Source organism: Parabacteroides timonensis (genome assembly GCF_900128505.1).
GTDB classification, from domain to species: Bacteria; Bacteroidota; Bacteroidia; order Bacteroidales; family Tannerellaceae; genus Parabacteroides; species Parabacteroides timonensis.
The window spans coordinates 2,694,784-2,710,552 of the sequence record NZ_LT669941.1 but is presented as its reverse complement, the minus strand read 5'-3'; the positions used below and the strand labels follow the sequence as shown (position 1 = coordinate 2,710,552).

12 protein-coding genes are annotated in these 15,769 nt (G+C 42.9%); 9 read left to right on the top strand and 3 right to left on the bottom strand.

The genetic code is table 11. The features are described 5' to 3' along the window. Window positions 1-234 precede the first annotated feature (234 nt). Window positions 235-552, top strand: a complete 318-nt coding sequence (locus BQ7394_RS18415) for a DUF3467 domain-containing protein (RefSeq protein ID WP_075558750.1) — start codon at window positions 235-237, stop codon at window positions 550-552. Window positions 553-638: 86 nt separating this feature from the next. Here the strand turns inward: BQ7394_RS18415 and BQ7394_RS26015 are convergent, their stop codons facing one another. Beyond that, on the bottom strand, window positions 639-809 hold the full coding sequence (locus BQ7394_RS26015) for a hypothetical protein (RefSeq protein WP_167369477.1): 171 nt from the start codon (window positions 807-809) through the stop codon (window positions 639-641). A gap of 139 nt (window positions 810-948) precedes the next feature. On the opposite strand from BQ7394_RS26015, the gene BQ7394_RS18410 reads away from it, so the two are divergent. Beyond that, the gene (locus BQ7394_RS18410) at window positions 949-1,686 is read left to right on the top strand and encodes a lysophospholipid acyltransferase family protein (RefSeq protein ID WP_075560120.1); all 738 of its coding nucleotides are present in this window, start codon (window positions 949-951) and stop codon (window positions 1,684-1,686) included. Window positions 1,687-1,692: 6 nt separating this feature from the next. Here the strand turns inward: BQ7394_RS18410 and BQ7394_RS18405 are convergent, their stop codons facing one another. Continuing rightward, window positions 1,693-3,177: a capsule assembly Wzi family protein gene (locus tag BQ7394_RS18405; protein ID WP_075558749.1), complete on the bottom strand. Its 1,485-nt coding sequence runs from the start codon at window positions 3,175-3,177 to the stop codon at window positions 1,693-1,695. Between the two features lie 140 nt (window positions 3,178-3,317). On the opposite strand from BQ7394_RS18405, the gene BQ7394_RS18400 reads away from it, so the two are divergent. Beyond that, window positions 3,318-4,703 carry a protein kinase domain-containing protein gene (locus tag BQ7394_RS18400; protein WP_075558748.1) on the top strand — a complete coding sequence of 462 codons (1,386 nt, stop codon included), beginning with the start codon at window positions 3,318-3,320 and terminating at the stop codon, window positions 4,701-4,703. Window positions 4,704-4,709: 6 nt separating this feature from the next. Here the strand turns inward: BQ7394_RS18400 and BQ7394_RS18395 are convergent, their stop codons facing one another. Next, the gene (locus BQ7394_RS18395; RefSeq protein ID WP_075558747.1) at window positions 4,710-5,711 is read right to left on the bottom strand and encodes an alpha/beta hydrolase; all 1,002 of its coding nucleotides are present in this window, start codon (window positions 5,709-5,711) and stop codon (window positions 4,710-4,712) included. Between the two features lie 379 nt (window positions 5,712-6,090). Between BQ7394_RS18395 and BQ7394_RS18390 the strand changes: the two genes are divergently transcribed. From BQ7394_RS18390 to BQ7394_RS18365, 6 genes are all read left to right on the top strand, one after another. After that, window positions 6,091-7,311, top strand: a complete 1,221-nt coding sequence (locus tag BQ7394_RS18390; RefSeq protein ID WP_075558746.1) for an alkaline phosphatase family protein — start codon at window positions 6,091-6,093, stop codon at window positions 7,309-7,311. Window positions 7,312-7,329: 18 nt separating this feature from the next. Then, complete coding sequence (locus BQ7394_RS18385; protein WP_075558745.1) at window positions 7,330-8,850, top strand: sulfatase; 1,521 nt, start codon at window positions 7,330-7,332, stop codon at window positions 8,848-8,850. Window positions 8,851-8,921: 71 nt separating this feature from the next. Then, window positions 8,922-9,509: an RNA polymerase sigma-70 factor gene (locus BQ7394_RS18380; protein ID WP_235848778.1), complete on the top strand. Its 588-nt coding sequence runs from the start codon at window positions 8,922-8,924 to the stop codon at window positions 9,507-9,509. An 89-nt stretch (window positions 9,510-9,598) separates the two neighbouring features. Then, entirely contained in the window at window positions 9,599-10,525 is a 927-nt protein-coding gene (locus BQ7394_RS18375) for a FecR family protein (protein WP_075558743.1), read from the top strand. Between the two features lie 205 nt (window positions 10,526-10,730). Continuing rightward, complete coding sequence (locus tag BQ7394_RS18370; RefSeq protein WP_075560119.1) at window positions 10,731-14,105, top strand: SusC/RagA family TonB-linked outer membrane protein; 3,375 nt, start codon at window positions 10,731-10,733, stop codon at window positions 14,103-14,105. 14 nt (window positions 14,106-14,119) lie between these two features. Next, window positions 14,120-15,763: a RagB/SusD family nutrient uptake outer membrane protein gene (locus BQ7394_RS18365; protein ID WP_235848777.1), complete on the top strand. Its 1,644-nt coding sequence runs from the start codon at window positions 14,120-14,122 to the stop codon at window positions 15,761-15,763. Window positions 15,764-15,769 lie beyond the last annotated feature (6 nt).

Below are 15,769 nucleotides of genomic sequence, written 5' to 3'. Positions count from 1 at the left end.
TCAAAATGTATTAATATGCATCTGGACAGAAAACCTTAGCCTAAAAGTCAGGATAATAAATATTAAACACAATAAGGTATTTTTTTTACATTGGTCTAAAGAATTGAGAATTAAAAACACAACTGGAAAAGGGCCGCCTGTGAAGGTGGCCCTTTTTATTTGCAATATATTTCATGAAACCCTCTTATATCTGTATATTTGTGTCCGATTTGTTAAACATAAAACATAAAAGAAATGGAAAACGATAACAAGCAATCTAATGAGATACAGGTAGAGCTGTCTGAAGAAATGGCACAAGGTACTTATGCTAATCTAGCTATTATTTCACATTCAACATCCGAGTTTATACTAGACTTTATCCGTGTTGTTCCCGGTGTATCTAAGGCACAGGTGAAGAGCCGCGTGATCCTGACACCGGATAATGCAAAACGTTTACTTTTTGCTTTGCAGGATAATCTGGCAAAATATGAAGAACAGTTGAAGGGTGGAAACAAGACTGCTAATTTTGAAGATTTTATTCCTCCGATGGGGGGAGTTCAGGGAGAAGCATAAGATATTTCTACCTTTTACCGATAACAAAAAAGGATTGTTTCCAATCAGGGAACAATCCTTTTTTAATTTTTTAAACTTGCGTCGTCTTACTCCATCTTCTTGTTGATAACAATATGACTGATGTAACCTAAAATAATAACTCCTAAACCTGCCATAAGGATAGTATTTGTTATACCTCCGTTAATAGCCGGTACTGCAAGAATAATTACACCGATCAGGAGTACGATTACCCCAAGATATTTGACTAATTCGTTCATGGTTATAGATGTTTTTATAATTATTTTCTTTTCTACCGCAAATAAAGTAATAATAACCCGATTGCAAAAATATTTTAGAATAAAAATAATGAATCCTACAAATTTAGCTTCTATATTTGTAGGATCAACACAGTTATATATGATACGAATACTTTACTTGGTTTATTTATGGCTGTTTTTTGTACCTGTATTTGTGGTGCTGACCATACTTACGGCCTTGACTGTTATTATAGGTTGCCTTTTGGGAGGTGAGAAGATATTTGCCTATTATCCGGGTATGATTTGGTCGAGACTAACCTGTTACCTGGCCCTTTGTCCGGTAAAAGTAAAAGGACGGGAGAATATTGACCGTAACCAATCTTATGTATTTGTTTCAAATCATCAGGGTGCGTTCGATATCTTTTTGATATATGGTTTTCTCGGTGTCCCTATTAAGTGGGTTATGAAGGCGGGGATAGGAAAGATACCTTTTGTTGGAGCTGCCTGTCGGGCTGCCGGTTTTATCTTTGTTGATAATTCGACTTCCAAAGCTGCGGCCCGTAGTGTGAAGGAAGCTGAACATTGTCTCAGGAACGGTGCTTCTGTGGTTGTCTTCCCTGAAGGTTCTCGTACATATACCGGAAGGATGATCCGTTTCAAAAAGGGAGCTTACCAAATGGCTCTCGACCAGCATTTGTCGGTTATTCCAATTACGTTGAATGGACCTTTTGATGTATTGCCCATCGGATCATTGAATGTGCACAGGCATAAGATGGAAATGATCATTCATCCCGCTATATCGACGAGTGATATGGATACATCCCATAAAGGAATGCAACAATTTGCCGATCATACACAAGATATAATAGCTTCTGCTTTATGGGATAAATATAAATAGTGTTTATTACCAGGTTTTTAGGATTCCAGTTTTTGTTACGCCTAAGCTAAAGCCTACACTTTTTCCTAACATGGTTCCCGTGTCTGCTGCTACTGATCCGGAAAACTTCCATCCTTGCAGTTTAGGGTGAGTATAATTGATATCGACAAGGCTGGATGTTCCGAACTTTTTATTCAGGAACGGGAAATATGAAGTTCCCCAGCCATTCATCGCCGTGAACAGGATACGGTAAGAGAGTTGTGTATTAATATCCCCTTCCGCAGCAAAATGCCAGCTTTTAACACGGTTGTTTTTGAAACCCAGGGAACCGTCTGAATTATATTCGGGAGCCGGAATTAGCGGAGAACCTATTCCTCGGTTGAAGTAAGAGAATCCGGTTGTATATTCCCCGTTGTTGTAATAATCGTCGTTTCCTCCCCCACGTCCGCCTTGCCATTTGTCCCGGTCGAATATGATAAAGTGTATGGGACCGCTTTGGTTCATTGTTACGAGATATTCGGCAACTACTTTGTTCAGCCAGGGAAGGAATGGCAAATCAAATTGTACTCCCCACAAACCGTCTGTTTTATTGGCAAACTCCATGCCGGACTTATCATTAAAATAATGTTGATAGTAGACGTGAGCCGCCCAGTCTTTTTCTGTATAACTTAATTTGAAATCGTAAGAACCGTAATGACTACCTAATACATTGATCTGGTCGGATTCCGTAGCATCGCTACCTCCTTTTTGTCCGCAGATTACCCGGATCAGGTCTTTGAAGGATTGAGGCTGTTTGCCGATCTTCGGATTAGTGGAAGTCCCTCCCCATTGGGCAAAATGCTGGGCACCGAGAGTTAGTGATAAGGGAAAATCATTTTCTGTATCCTTGATACGGAGGAATAACGATTTATGATGCCACAAGACATTCTTTATATAGACTTGTTTAGTGTTAACGAAATCTTCCAGGTAATCGGTATCGAATGATCTGCCAACCGCAAAATCTCCTTTTACCTGTAACCAACCTTTAGTTAAAGGCACTAATGTAAATTCCGGCATACTTAAATTAACTTCCGGGATAGGTCGTGCATTTGCCGAATGGACCATATCACCGGAACTCAGATTTCGGTCCCACAGGGAGTTATATCTTTCTTTACTGCCAAAGCTAAGTAATAGACTTTTGTATCCTATCTCCGCATAAGCCTGCTGAATGAATACATTATGATGGCGGGGTACGGCAGCAACAATCTCGAGTCCGGCTCCCCAGCGAAAGCCTTTGCCGAAATGTTGGTTGTGGAATACTCCCGCATTCAATAAACCGTTACCTGCATCCAGGGGAACGATCCCATAACGGTTGCTTACCATCCAGAATGGTGTGTTGGAGCCAGTTGCCGCCGAACCGAACAATTCTGTTTTGTAGATTGTCGCTTCTGGGATATCAGTTGTCTGGGAATAACTATAATTGGATATACCGAGTAAAATAGTTCCTGCTATTATAATATGTAAGGCTTTCATTCAATATACTTTTTGTCTGCAACAAAGGTAATGATTAAAATAATCTCTCTGCCGGGAGATTTAAAAAAGAAGCTTAAGCATTATAAAAATACAAATATAATTGTATCTTTGCTTCCGTTCCTTGATTTACAACGTTTAGTATGAATGAAAAACAGTTATTTTTGGAATTTCTAGAAAGCGAAAAGCATAGAATTTCATTATCTTTGGGGGAGTGTCAGCTTGACTCCAAGCCTTTGGGCAGAAGCGAAGCTGGCATAGTCTTCAAGGGCCGAATGAATGGGAACGATGTTGCCCTGAAGTTTTTTCTATATAATGGGGACGATGTAGGAAAAGAAAAATGGTTAAGTAAACTTAAAGCTAAATACCTGGTAATATCCTTGCTTGAAACGAGGAATAATATTGTTCAATATGCAGACTTTGATATGATAACCGTGCAGGGACAGGAAATCCCCGTGTTGATAATGAAACTGTATAGATGTTCACTGGAAGAATACAGGAGCATCCTTTCTGTGGATTCTTTTCTTAAGTTATTCCATTTCCTTACTAATACCGTTCAGTTCCTGCATAGTATGGGGATTATACATGGCGCTATCACCCCGCGTAATATACTAGTTGATGATCATAATGATTTTGTGTTGACAGATATTGCGATGGCAGAGAATACGGATCCGGACTATTCAGATATAGCCGCCATAGGAGAAATCCTGCGATGGTATGCTTTTGGTAATACGAATAGCGATGTAACTATCAGTAAGGTTTTTCCAGCTTTGAAATTCTATGATCGTATTGTAGAACGTTGTTTGACACAAGACTCTCGTCTGCGTTTCCATACGGTGGACGAGATGCTGGCATTCGTCGAGATTCAGAAGGAACGCGATCCGAACGATTTGTTGAAAGAGTTCAGTCTGATCTGTCGTAAGAACTTTCCGAAAGAACTGCCCGAGTTTGTACACTGCTCGGACCAGAAGAAGATAAACAAACTGTTTTCCGAATTCGTCGAAAGAAAGGAATTCTTTGGAAGTAACCTTGTCTATTTTACAGATGTCGAGCGGAATATATTTTCTCCACAGCTATGCAAGAACGGTTATATCAAGTTTGACAATTCGGCCCAACTTCGTATCCTCGATATCTGGATACATAGCGATACCGATATGCGTAATGACTATATTCTTGTGCATCATTCTAATACATCCCCTGAAAAGGTTAACGGCAAAGATGTCTATCGTTGGGCTGTCTACGAGGATCGCACACTGATAACCTGGGAAGAGGCAATGAACGGATTTGCCGAGAGCGATGGCGATATAATAGCCCTCGACCGTACAAAGATCGAGTTTTATAACCGGTTGCCCCGCGAAGGTTACTTTTTCATTGCATTGAACCACCTGCATAGCCTGATTAATCCAGCTAATATCGGTACATTGCGGGATTACTTTTTCCGATTCAGTTTTAGCTATGTCAATAGATATATTCTTGAAGATATGAATAATCTGACGAAGCAGCATGTGATGGCTCCTAGCAGAAAGTAAACGAACTTACTTCTTTTCCATCCAGTCGAAAACCATCAGGTAGGTATAATCACGCGATGGTTTTTCGGAGAGGATCAAATCGTGCATACCGTTCGGTATCGTGTCGCGGGTCACATAATCACCTAGTTTGGGAGCATACTTCTGGATGTCGTGCACATTGAGTACAATATCGGATGACAGATATTCGTTATGCCATTCTTTCGTCTCCGGAAACGATTTGTCGGACGACATAACCAGTACCGGACAATCCAGTTGCAATCCTTTTCTGATCTTCTTTTGTCCCTCCTGAATCGCCTTAATCCAACCGGCTTTTTTCGGGTGTCCGTTGATCATTTTCCAGTTTGTATCATATTCCCATTCCCCTTTGAATTGTTTCAGGAGACTATGCGCGTACGATGCGTCGCCTTCACCTTGTACGGTCAGGTTAGGGAAGAACCGCCCGATAAATGCGACGGCCGGAATAGCCACCTTCTCCATAAACCAACCGAAGTTCCAGTCCAGGAAAGGACTGTTCAGTATCAGTCCGTCTACCGGGAGGTTTCCTTTTTTACTATCCAGATAGAGCGGGGTGATCAATCCTCCCGTGGAGTGTGCCATCAGCAGGATTTTATCGTTTCCTTCCGACCGTATGGTTGCCAGCGCCGTATCGATATCGGCGAAATATTCCGTAAGACTTTTGCAGAAAAAAGGATTTTGGTTCGGCAGGATCGAGCGCCCGTATTTCCTCAGATCCATCGCGTAAAAGTTGTAACCATGCGCATTCACGCTGTCTCCCAGCTGCTTTTGGAAGAAATAGTCGTTATAACCGTGGATATATAATACCGCCTGTTTCACATCCGTCAGCTGGGGCTTTTTTACCAATGTGCAGACCACTTTCCCTTCATAATCGTCGGGCATTTGAAACGTACGCCGCAGGTATCCGTCTCCCAGCACATCGGGGACGTATTGTGCATAAATGCTGATAGCCAACGAAATAAGTAAGGTTGTAAAAAACAGTTTGCGTCTCATAATCGTTTTCCTTTTATAACCGTGATCGGTATGTCATTGTTCCGGACACAAAGGTAGGCAAACAATTAGAACGTAGATGCTGATATTTTAATCTTTTAGATACGACTAAGTAGTTCTTTCCTCCCGTATTTTTATTCGTTTGGGCATGCTTAAATTTAATTTTTAGCATGCTCGAAATTAAATTTATGCTAGCCCGAAATTAATTTTGAGCTAGCCCAAAAGCAAAAAAATAGAGGAGGAAAATTGTAAAAGTATACGATAAGCGAATTAAATAGTCGTATCCTGCCGGTTAGTTTGATAAGTCCTGCTCTTTATTTCATTAAACAAAAGAAATGTGTACTTTTAGGACTTCATTAGTAAACATTAAGGGGAGATAGTTATGAGACGTATTTATTATTTGTTGCTGGTATGCCTGTGTTGCACCAGTTTGTTTGCAAAAACCAAGAAAGCCGTGTATATAATCATTGACGGGGTTCCTGCCGACCAGATCGAGCGGCTTCACACGCCCGCCATATTCGATATTGCTTCCAGGGGAGCGTATGCGAGGGCTTATACGGGCGGTGAGATAGGACAATATTCTCAAACGGCAACGATTTCTGCTATCGGCTATACCAATTTGCTGACAGCTACCTGGTTTAACAAACATAATGTAGGCGGTAACTCCGACCTGCAGCCCAATTATAACTACTGGACTATCTTCCGGATTGCCAAAGAACAGCCGAAAAACTACAAAACGGCTATCTATTCCAGTTGGACGGATAACCGTACAGTCCTGATCGGAGAGGGAAAGAAGGAAACAAACCATCTGAAAATAGATTATGTGAAAGACGGCTACGACCTGGACACGATCCGTTTTCCGAAGAAAGAGAAGGACTTGCATATCTTCGATATCGACGAGCAAATCTCGAAAGATGCCGCGGAAGGAATCCGTAAGGATGCACCCGATCTGAGCTGGGTGTATCTGTGGTACACCGACGATGCGGGACATATTGCTGGCAACGGCGCTTTTTTCGATGAATATGTGCGGAAGGCGGACGACCAGGTTGCCCGTATCTGGGAAGCGGTCAAGTATCGCGAAGCCAATTTCGACGAAGAATGGATGATCGTCGTAACGACCGATCACGGCCGTGGCGAGAACGGTCACGGACATGGTGGGCAGTCCTGGCGCGAACGCACTACCTGGATTTCGACGAATGTTCCGGTAAACAGCCATTTCACGGCAGGCGGATTGGCTATCACGGACATTGCCCCTTCCATTTGTCGCTATATGGGGTTTGAAGTTCCGCAGGCTGTCCTCTGGGAACAGGATGGAATGCCATTCATCGGAAAGACCGATATCTACGATTTACAGACGATGCCTTACGATAATACAGTCGAGTTGTCCTGGAAATCTTATTCGAACGATGCGCCGGTCACTGTTTATGCTGCTGCGGATAATAAATTCAAGGAAGGAGGCAAAGACGAATGGGTCAAGTTGGCAACCCTTCCTGCCGGAACAAAGAATTATACGGTAGATCTTCAGGCTTTGCCAGCTTCAAAGTTCTATAAGTTCGTAGTCGTGGCACCCGGAAATCACTTGAACCGCTGGTTACAGAAATAAGAATATAAAGAAAGTAGTATGAAAAAAACTCTATGTGTATCGACGTTATTATGCCTGGCCGGGCAACCTTTACTGGCGCAGGAACGTCCGAATGTTGTTGTTTTCCTGGTTGATGATATGGGACTGATGGACACCTCCCTGCCGTTTCTGACGGATAAGGCGGGTAATCCTGTCCGTTATCCGCTGAATGATTGGTATCGGACTCCCAATATGGAGCGTATGGCTCGCCAAGGAGTCCGTTTCTCCACCTTCTATGCCCAGAGTGTTAGTTCTCCTTCCCGTGCATCCATCATGACGGGACAGAATGCCACAAGACATGGCACTACCAACTGGATAAACGCAGAAAGTAATAACAAAACCCCTTTCGGTCCAAGAGGCTGGAATTGGAAAGGTATATCGAAAAATGATGTGACATTACCCCGTGTCCTGCATGATGCCGGATACAAAACAATCCATGTAGGCAAAGCCCATTTCGGTTGCCAGCACAGTGAAGGCGAAAATCCTCAGAATATAGGTTTCGATGTGAATATCGCCGGTTCTTCCATTGGGCATCCCGGCAGTTACTACGGTGAGAACGGCTATGGGAATATTAAAGGACAAAAGAGTCGTGCCGTACCGGGACTGCAAAAATATCATGGTACAGACGTCTTTCTGAGCGAAGCCCTGACCCTGGAAGCAAATGAACAGATCACACAGGCCGTGGAAGAGAAGAAGCCTTTCTTCCTGTATATGTCTCATTATGCAGTACATTCGCCGTTTGAAGCCGATAAACGTTTTACCGAACATTACAATTATACGGGAAAACCAAAAGTTGCTGCTGATTTTGCAACCTTAATAGAAGGAATGGATAAGTCGTTGGGTGATATCATGGATCACCTGGAAGACCTGGGCATCGCCGAAAATACATTGATCTTGTTCCTGGGTGATAACGGTTCGGATGCTCCGTTGGGCGACGATAAAGGCTATACCTCATCCGCCCCTTTGCGAGGAAAGAAAGGAACGGAGTTTGAAGGCGGCATGCGTGTTCCGTTTATCGCTTGTTGGGGAAAGCCAGACGAAAATAACCCGGTTCAAAAGAAGTTGCCGATCGAAGTAGGCGGTATTCAATGCCAGATGGGAACGGTAATGGATATTTATCCGACTGTATTATCCTTGGTCGGTGCACAGAATCCGCAGGGACATATCGTGGATGGTGTCGATCTCAGTACCCAGTTTCAGGGAAAGAAGAACCGTAACCGTTCGGGAAAGTTCCTGATGCATTTCCCTCATGAGCATCGCGGAAGTTATTTCACCTCTTATATAGATGGTGATTGGAAACTGATTTATTACTATAATCCGGAAAGACCTTCCGAACCCGGTTATCGTTTATATAACCTGAAGAAAGACCCGAACGAAACACTCGATCTGTCCATGCGTGACAAAGGCCGTGTGCGGAAGATGGTACAGGCCATGAGTGCCCAGCTTGAAGCTGAAGGGGCGCTTTATCCGGAGGATGCGAAAGGTAATCCGTTGAAGCCCTTCTTCTCAAACTCCATCTAACAACTACGGTTGGTTTAGTGGAAGTTATCTGAAAATTGTTATTTTTGCATAGTGAGAAAACTAATACATCTTTGAGTACCTATAGAGACATAATAAATCCTTTGGAAGTCAATTCTGAAATGAACTTTGCAACGTTTTACAATACGTATCATCAGCGTTTTGTACGGTATGCCTATTATTATGTGAATGATGAACCGACAGCTGAAGACATGACCCATGATGCATTGCTTTATTATTGGGAAAATCGGCATAAGCTGGCGGCAGACATGGATGTGTTAGGTTATATACTTCAGTCGGTAAAGAATAAATGCCTTAATTATCTGAAGCATGTGCAGGTAGAATGGGAGTATAGTAAAAATTATGCTAATCTGTACGACTGGGAGATCGATATGCGTATCCAGACGTTGGAGAGTGAAAGCTATGCAACTATTTTCACAAAAGATATTCTCAAAATAGTAGAAGATTCCCTGGCTGAGTTACCCGAACAAACCAGGGAGATCTTCTTGTTAAACAGACTGAAAAATAAACCCAGGAAAGAAATTGCTCAACTGTTGGGTGTCTCCCAGCAGAAGATCGATTACCATATAAATAAGGCGAATGACCATCTTAAACATCGCCTGAAAGACTACGTCCCCTTTCTCCTTTTATTCTTTAATTGAATTTTTTTTGAAAAAAGTTCCATAGTCGTTTGGGATTTTTGCTCGGTCAGTTGCTCTATTATTGTACACACAAAAGAATATAGATGCAAATGGATCGACATATATTGACACGTTACTTTTTAGGACAAAGCCCGGAGGCTGAAAAAGAAGAGATACGACAATGGCTGGAAAGCGATGAAGCCAATCGTCAGGTTTTTATCAGCGAAAGGATTCGGTTCGATGCTTCTTTGCTGGTAGACGAACAGGCATTGGCCCGTAAAAAGTATTTTCATCTTTCTCCGCGGGTCATCCGTTATGTGGGAATTGTTGCATCGGTGTTGTTTTTGCTGGGAGGTTTCTATGCTTATGACACTTATCGGAACGAACAACTGCTGCATGCAGTCCAGACAGTGCATGTTCCTGTCGGTAACCGGACAAACATAATATTGCCGGATGGTACGAGTGTTTGGTTGAATGCCAATACGACTTTGCGCTATCCCATCGCATTCTCTTCTAAAAACAGAGAAATCATATTGGATGGGGAAGCTTATTTTGAGGTGGTAAAAGACAAGAAACCTTTCATTGTAAAAACAGATAAATATAATGTAGAGGTGTTGGGTACGACTTTCAATGTAGAAGCCTATGCCGATAAGCCGGCATTTAGGACAATGCTTTACAACGGAAAAGTGAAACTATATAATTCGACAGATCCCGAAACAGTTTTTCTCTCGCCCGGACAAACGGCTCAGTTGGTGGGAGGCCGCTTGGAAGTCTCTTCTACAACCGACGGGAATAGTTGCCGTTGGAAAGACGGTCTGATTTATATTGAGAATAAATCGTTTGATGCTGTTATGGAATTGTTTGAGAAATTTTACGATGTCAGGATTGTGGTTAATAACCAAAAAGTCGGTGATCTCGGATATAATGGGAAGCTGCGTATTTCAGATGGAGTGGACCATGCCTTGCGTGTGTTGCAGAACGATTTCCCATTCACCTATAAGCGCGATGAAGAAACTAACATTATATATATTAACTAATAAAAATGGATTTGCCTATGAGGAAAAGAACATGAAAAAACACGCTGAAAAAGAGAACCGGCAGTTGCGCCAACAACCACCGGTCAAGCAGTACATTTATAAATATACTTACTAATTTAAAATCGTAAACAAAGGTATGAAAAAACTTTTTTTATCTGGGTCTTTGGAAGAAAAAGATTCGGGAGGAAAACAAACGGGTAGAGTTATGAAGTTAACGACAGGTTTTTTGTTATTATGTTCAGCTTTTGCGTTTGCTAATCCGGCAAACTCCCAAAATGCAAAAGTCAGTTTGAACAAGCAACAGGCTCATTTGAGCGAAGTTCTTGAAGCTATCGAAAGTCAAACAGACTATCTGTTTATTTCAAATCGAAACATCGATTTGAAACAGAATGTATCAGTGAATGTGTCGGATGTTTCTGTCCGTGAAGTCTTAGAAACTATTTTGAAAAATACAGGGTTGACCTTTAAGTTGGAAGGCGTGAATATCGTTTTATCCAAAAGAGATGAGGATGCTTCCGCACAGGCAGCCCAACAGGACCGTAAGATCACCGGAACTGTTGTCGACCAGACCGGATATCCTGTGATCGGGGCGAATGTAGTTGTAAAGGGAACAACGAACGGAACGGTAACGGATCTGGACGGGAAGTTTAGCCTTGAAGTTCCGGCCGGAGCTGTTTTATCCATTACTTATATAGGCTACGTAGAGCAGGAAATGAAAGTAGGCAATGAGTCTGTATTGGCCGTTGTTCTGAAGGAAGATTCCCAGGCATTGGATGAAGTCGTAGTTGTAGGATACGGTACACAGAAAAAGGTGAATGTGATCGGTTCTATTGCGATGGTAGGTGCTGAGAAACTGGAGAATCGTGCAACTTCTTCTGTCGTTTCCGCATTGACCGGTCAGATGCCGGGTGTAACGATTACCCAGCCGGGAGGACGTCCGGGCGATAATACAGGTACGATCCGTGTGCGTGGTGTCGGTTCTTTTGGTGCGACACCGGATGCATTGGTACTGATCGATGGTATTCCCGGTAACATGACAGATATCAATCCGAATGATATTGAATCGGTTTCTGTCCTGAAAGATGCTTCTACGGCTGCGATCTATGGAGCACGTGCGGCGAATGGAGTTGTGTTGGTGACGACTAAGCTGGGTAAAGAACAGAAAGTAGCGATTTCCTATAACGGTTATGTCGGTTTTAACCGGGCGACGGAACTGCCTCAATATGTAGATTCATGGGATTATGCCCGCTTGTTGAATCAGGCTGAAGGTATTACCCGCTTTACCGATGCAGATATCCAGGCCATGCGTGACGGCAGCCAACCGGACCGTTGGGCTAATGAGAAGTTTGTCGATGATATTTTCTCCGGAAACGGTATTCAAACCGGTCATGATATATCTGTTACGGGCGGTAACGATCGCAGCCAGTATTTTACCTCATTCGGCTATTTGAGTCAGGATGGTATTGTTCCGGGGAATAACTATTCCCGATATACGGCTCGTGTAAACCTGACATCCAATTTGACTGATAATTTGAAAATGACGGTCCGCATGCGTGGTGATCATGCAACGACCAAAGAGCCGGGTACGGCAGGTGCTATCGATGGCGACGGAATGTTGTTGTTGATCCAGCAGGGATTACGTTTCCCTGGATATCGTCCCTCCATGCTTAGCGACGGGACCTGGGGGCCGGGTGTTAAAAACTTTGGTACTCCGAAAGCCTGGCTGGCTTCCGAATCTTTTTCGGAAAAACCCGTTAAACGCTTTAACGCTACTGTCAGTCTGGATTATGAACCGATAAAAGGTTTGAAGTTGACTGCTACCGGTGCATATAATTTTACGAATGCACAGGAGAAAGATTATAAAGCAACTCTTCCGGTGAATATTGACGGGACGATCAATACGTTAGGCCCATCTAAATTGAAGGAGAAGAATACAAATACGGAATATAAGTCATTCCAGGCGACAGCCAATTATGTGAAGACTTTTAATGAATTGCATAACCTGGATGTATTGGTCGGTTATTCCTGGGAAGACGAAAGAGAACGCGACCTGGAAGCAGGACGTCAGAACTTCCCGAACAACAACTATCCGTATCTGACGGTTGGTTCGCCGGATGTACAGACGAATACCGGCGGTGGTAAAGATTGGGTGATCCAGTCTGTTTTCGGACGTGCTCAATATAACTATGCGGAACGCTATCTGGCAGAAGTAACCATGCGTTATGACGGTTCTTCCCGTTTCCCGTCGGATTCCCGTTATGCATTTTTCCCTTCGGGGGCTATTGGCTGGCGTATTTCGGAAGAAAATTTCATGAAGGAGAATGAAAAACTATCGTTCATTAGTAACCTGAAGTTGAAAGCTTCTGTTGGTATCCTGGGTAATAATAATATAGGTAATTATGCTTACCATTCTGTGTATGTGCTGGGTAATGAATATAACTATCCGCTTGGAGGTGTTATACAGCAAGGGGCACAGTTGGTCAACTATACGGATCCTAAACTGAAGTGGGAAACAACACGTACGGTCGATGCCGGTTTTGAGTCTATCTTGTGGAATGGCTTGCTGAGTGCCAATATCTCTTATTTCCATCGTTATACATACGATATTTTGTTTAAGCCGAATGCCAGTGCTTCTTCCATTTTCGGACTTAATATGAGCGAAGTCAATACAGGTGAAGCGCTCAATCATGGTTGGGAGTTTGAAGTAGGACACAGGAATACGATCGGTGAGTTCAGCTACGGCGTAAATGCTAATTTTAGTGTTATCAATAACGAAGTGAAATCACTGGGAGTGGGTAATGTGGATCAACCGAATGGCATGGTTGGTAACGGTTCTGATCTGTTTATCGGGTATCCGATGCAAATGTATTACGGTTATCTGACTGATGGCGTATTCACGGACCAGGCTGATATCGATGCATGGTTTGCTCATACGGACCAGTCTGCTTTCGGTAGAAACCAGGCAAATACGAAGCCGGGTGATATCCGTTACAAAGATATTTCCGGTCCGGACGGTGTTCCTGATGGAAAAGTGGATGCTACCTATGACCGTGTTTATCTGGGTTCCAGAATCCCGAAATATACATTTGGTGTTTCATTGAATGCAGCTTATAAAGGTTTTGACCTGAATATCTTCTTACAGGGTGTTGCCGGTGTGAAAGGTATGCTGAATAATTATTCTGCCTGGGCATTCTTCTCAGAAGGTAATGTACAGAAATGGCAGATGGAAGAAGCTTTCGATCCGGAAAATCCGAATCGTTATGCGAAGTATCCGCGTCTGGAAAATATCGGAACTGCAGGCGGACATAATACACAGACTTCTGACTATTGGGTTCGTAATGCATCTTATCTGCGTATCAAAAATATACAGCTTGGATATACGCTCCCGAAGAAGTTGTTGCAAAATTCGGTGATTTCAAGTTTACGCATTTATGCGGCTGCAGAAAACCCATTTACCTTCCATAGTTATCCGGATGGCTGGGATCCTGAAATTAACTCGGCTAAAGACGATGCTTATAGTGGTGGACAATTCTATCCTGTCTTGCGTAATTTTACATTTGGCGTGAATCTTAAATTTTAATGGAGGTTATGAGTATGTATACAATGATTAAATCAAATAAAATAATAAGAACGATTGGTCTGGCAGCAGTTTCTCTGTTATTGCTGGGTGGTTGTGACATGGATCGCTATCCGTTGACTAGTTTTAGTGAAGAGACTTTTTACCATGATGAGGCGAATGTAAAATTAGCTTTGAATGGTTTATATCGCGGAGGTATTACTTTGGGAGTTGATTACAATGTCTCTGACTGGTGGGCATATAGTGCAACGATTCTTTTGGATGGTATATCCGATATAGGTTATGATCGTCGCGGTTTTAATAATGCGATAGGACAGTTGACTGCCGGAACAATTACGGAAACCAATCTATGGGTTACCAATCTTTATCAGAAACCTTATAAGCGAATAAGCGCTTGTTGTCGTTTTATTGATGGTTTGGATGCACTAACCAATGAGAATGCAGAGATGGAACGAATGAAAGCTGAAGCTCGTTTCATCCGTGCGGTTCAGTATTTTTATCTGGCTTCTTTTTATCATGATGTACCTCTTGTAACTAAAACAATGACCCTGGAGGAAGCAAATAGCGTGACAAAATCTGCACGGGCTGAGGTTCTGAAATATGCGGCAGATGAGCTGAAAGCTGTTTCTGAAATACTGCCCCGTCATAAAGATTTGCCTTCTTCGGAACAGGGACGGGCTACGGCTCAGGCTGCATTGGTCTATCTAGCACGTACCTATCTTGTGATGGAAGATTTTACGAATGCTGCGGCTGCTTGCGAACAGATTATCTCCTGGGGGGATAACGCGCTGGACTCGAATTATCAGACCTTGTTCTATCAGTCAGGAGAAGGTAGCAGTGAGCATATTTTCGCAACTCAGTTTGTTGATGATCTAGCCGGCATAGGTTTACCGCAACATGCTTATCCGATCAAAGACGGTGGCTGGTGTTTGGTGAACATCTCGAACTTCTTGTTTGAAGCATACGATTTTCTGGATGGAACGCCTTTCAGTTACGAAGATGCACGTTTCAATAAGACTAATTTCGGAGCGAACCGCGATCCTCGTCTGGATTATACGCTTTATTATGAAGGTGCTACTTTTAGAGGTTCTGTGTATCGTTGTAATCCGGAGAGTACGACTGCTGATAAAATCGGACCGGGGCAGACAACGCAAACGGGATATCTTTTGCGTAAATTCCTGGATGAGTCCTGGAGCGGAGATGTCAACTCTTATGGTGTAAATGTTCCGTTGGCGCGTTATGCCGATGTCTTGTTAATGTATCTTGAAGCGAAAGTTCGTGGTGGTGAAGCGATCACGCAGCAGTTGCTGGATCAGACGATCAATGCAGTTCGGGGACGTCAGAGTGTAGGCATGCCTGCATTGACAGAAACGAATCCGGATAAGTTGTTTAAACTGATTCAGAAAGAAAGAATGGTTGAGCTGGCTTTCGAAGGATGGAGATTGTGGGATTTGTTCCGCTGGGGTATTGCAGAAGAAAAGTTGAATGCCGATATTTACGGTTCACCATTTTATGTGTCGGATCAGAGTTTAATGAAGATGAAAGACGGGCAACCGGATCCGCATAACCGTTGGTATGTAAACACACGTAGTTTCCAGAAGGGCCAGGATATCTGGCCGATCCCATTAGCTGAAAAGAATATTAATCCGAATTTACGTTGACACCTT

Excerpts from the sequence above, each read along its gene's own strand:
- BQ7394_RS18365 (WP_235848777.1), top strand. The coding sequence starts at position 14,120 with ATGTATACAATGATTAAATCAAATAAAATAATAAGAACGATTGGTCTG.
- BQ7394_RS18410 (WP_075560120.1), top strand. The coding sequence starts at position 949 with ATGATACGAATACTTTACTTGGTTTATTTATGGCTGTTTTTTGTACCT.
- BQ7394_RS18370 (WP_075560119.1), top strand. The coding sequence starts at position 10,731 with ATGAAGTTAACGACAGGTTTTTTGTTATTATGTTCAGCTTTTGCGTTT.
- BQ7394_RS18405 (WP_075558749.1), bottom strand. The coding sequence starts at position 3,177 with ATGAAAGCCTTACATATTATAATAGCAGGAACTATTTTACTCGGTATA.
- BQ7394_RS26015 (WP_167369477.1), bottom strand. The coding sequence starts at position 809 with ATGAACGAATTAGTCAAATATCTTGGGGTAATCGTACTCCTGATCGGT.
- BQ7394_RS18385 (WP_075558745.1), top strand. The coding sequence starts at position 7,330 with ATGAAAAAAACTCTATGTGTATCGACGTTATTATGCCTGGCCGGGCAA.
- BQ7394_RS18400 (WP_075558748.1), top strand. The coding sequence starts at position 3,318 with ATGAATGAAAAACAGTTATTTTTGGAATTTCTAGAAAGCGAAAAGCAT.
- BQ7394_RS18415 (WP_075558750.1), top strand. The coding sequence starts at position 235 with ATGGAAAACGATAACAAGCAATCTAATGAGATACAGGTAGAGCTGTCT.
- BQ7394_RS18375 (WP_075558743.1), top strand. The coding sequence starts at position 9,599 with ATGGATCGACATATATTGACACGTTACTTTTTAGGACAAAGCCCGGAG.
- BQ7394_RS18395 (WP_075558747.1), bottom strand. The coding sequence starts at position 5,711 with ATGAGACGCAAACTGTTTTTTACAACCTTACTTATTTCGTTGGCTATC.
- BQ7394_RS18390 (WP_075558746.1), top strand. The coding sequence starts at position 6,091 with ATGAGACGTATTTATTATTTGTTGCTGGTATGCCTGTGTTGCACCAGT.